The sequence below is a fragment of the Alcanivorax sp. HI0083 genome (genome assembly GCF_001635175.1).
The window spans coordinates 1-2091 of record NZ_LWFX01001457.1 but is presented as its reverse complement, the minus strand read 5'-3'; the positions used below and the strand labels follow the sequence as shown (position 1 = coordinate 2091).

At 55.4% G+C, this 2091-nt stretch carries 3 protein-coding genes and 4 tRNA genes; all 7 read right to left on the bottom strand.

The genetic code is table 11. The annotated features are described in order from the left end of the window. A partial coding sequence (locus tag A3754_RS22095) for a GTP-binding protein (RefSeq protein WP_231880738.1) occupies nt 1-238 on the bottom strand: 238 nt, incomplete at its 3' end. 156 nt (nt 239-394) lie between these two features. After that, a tRNA-Thr gene (locus tag A3754_RS22090) sits at nt 395-470 on the bottom strand. Between the two features lie 44 nt (nt 471-514). Further along, nucleotides 515-588 (bottom strand) — tRNA-Gly (locus A3754_RS22085). Between the two features lie 77 nt (nt 589-665). Continuing rightward, nucleotides 666-749 (bottom strand) — tRNA-Tyr (locus A3754_RS22080). A 78-nt stretch (nt 750-827) separates the two neighbouring features. Beyond that, a tRNA-Thr gene (locus A3754_RS22075) sits at nt 828-903 on the bottom strand. A gap of 83 nt (nt 904-986) precedes the next feature. Continuing rightward, entirely contained in the window at nt 987-1637 is a 651-nt protein-coding gene (locus tag A3754_RS22070; protein ID WP_063521355.1) for an SPOR domain-containing protein, read from the bottom strand. A 17-nt stretch (nt 1638-1654) separates the two neighbouring features. Beyond that, nucleotides 1655-2091: type III pantothenate kinase (locus tag A3754_RS22065; protein ID WP_156497145.1), on the bottom strand; the 437-nt coding region annotated here is incomplete at its 5' end.

Sequence of the window (2091 nt, the reverse complement as noted above, 5' to 3'; positions counted from 1 at the left end):
CGTGGGCGTAGTGACGAGTCGGAGAATCGTACTCTACGTGTGAGGTCGCGATGGTAATACCACGCTCACGCTCTTCCGGGGCATTATCAATACCATCGAAAGCAATGGCGCTACCGCCCCAGACTTCTGCACACACGCGGGTCAGCGCGGCGGTCAGGGTGGTTTTACCATGGTCAACGTGACCGATGGTGCCTACGTTTACGTGCGGTTTATTACGTTCAAACTTTTCCTTAGCCACGACTCTTCACCTCTTAACTTGGCTGTGCTCTCTCGCCATATGGCGCGCATACACCCGATAAAGACACATTTAAGGACTGCAGCTCATTCGCGCAGACCACCCTGGCACCATCAAGACACATGAAGCCGGACCCAGGATATACCTGGGCCCGGAAATTGGAGCTCATGACCGGATTTGAACCGGTGACCTCACCCTTACCAAGGGTGTGCTCTACCTACTGAGCTACATGAGCATAACCTTCATGCCACCTTAACGGCGACCAAACCTCTCCGGAGCTGGAGCGGGTAGCGGGAATCGAACCCGCATCATCAGCTTGGAAGGCTGAGGTTCTACCGTTGAACTATACCCGCAATTCTTCCGATGCCTGCCAGCCTTCCGGCTTTTGATTTCGCCTGGCAATTTAACTGCCCGGCAAAATCAATCTATCTGGTGGAGGGGGGAGGATTCGAACCTCCGAAGCTTTCGCGTCAGATTTACAGTCTGATCCCTTTGGCCACTCGGGAACCCCTCCAGAAAAGGGCCTACATTCTCTTTACGCTTCAACAACTTGTCAACTTGTTTTCAAGTAGTTACCAAGCGTTTTATTAATTGGAGCTGGCGAGAGGAGTCGAACCCCCGACCGGCTGATTACAAATCAGCTGCTCTACCAACTGAGCTACGCCAGCTCACAAGGGTTGCGAATTCTATAGAAAGGCATGGGGGGACGCAATCCACTTAAGCATCAAACGCCTAATAATTGCGCACCCGATCAGTAACAGGAAACCTTGTCGACACCAAGCAACTGATTTCCCTCAAGAAACGCCTTGAGGTCGGCGTTATCTTCAGGCTTCGAATTCGCCAGGTAGACCCAATATTCGGTCACATCCCGGGCCGTTTCACGGACAAACGCGGGATAGCCTGCATTCTGCATCTTCAGGCGAAGCCCTTCTGCGGATTCGGCGCTGGAAAAATAACCCAGAGAAATGGCATTGGCATCCCCTCCCTCCTTGACGATGAAGCTATCCACTCCATGATCCTGCAGCTCTCTCAGCACCCGCAATGCACGCTCCCTGTCCTCATAGGGAGGCAGATACACCCAGTTAAGGCGGTCCTTCTGCACAGCCAGACCCCGCACCCGGCCCGGCAGACCAATAGCCTTAAGCTGCACTGCACCAGCCTCTGCCTGCTCACGGTTTTCCCATGGTCCAACCACAGGGCACAAACTGCCACCGGGCACACTCGCCGCCGGCGCACTCTGCGGCTGGGGACTATCTGCGAGCAACCGCAAACGCTCGCCACCGGCAGCAGCCTGGGAGACCGGCAAACGCAGCGAAGGAGGCTCCGGGGCCAGCGATTTGGTCAACTGAAAACCCACGTAGACCAGATTAATCACCAGCAAACTGTAGAATATCCACCGCACAGGTGTTCCCCCATCGTTTATTGTTGTCGTGCTGCCACTCGCTCCAGGCCATCCAGGACCAGATCCGGCGCATGCTCAAACGCAAACGCAAACGATCCGATCAACTCCGGCGCATCGCCGCCCGTGACGAGCACTTTGCAAGTATCATCAAGCACTTGGCGCAGTTCAACCACCACATCCGTGACAAAGGCCACAGACATGCGCAAGAGTCCGTTATGAACACACTCGCCAGTGGACTGGCCAAGCTGCAGCTGTGCCGTTCCCGGTTCGATATGCACATCCGAAGTATCCCGAAGCAAGGCTCCGCGCAGCATGCCAAGCCCCGGCACGATATAGCCCCCCAGAAAAACACCGCGCGCATCCACGGCATCGATAGTCAAGGCGCTGCCGCAATCGATAATGATCGATGCCCCGTAACGTTGAACCCCCTCAATCATTGCCACCCAGCGGTCAA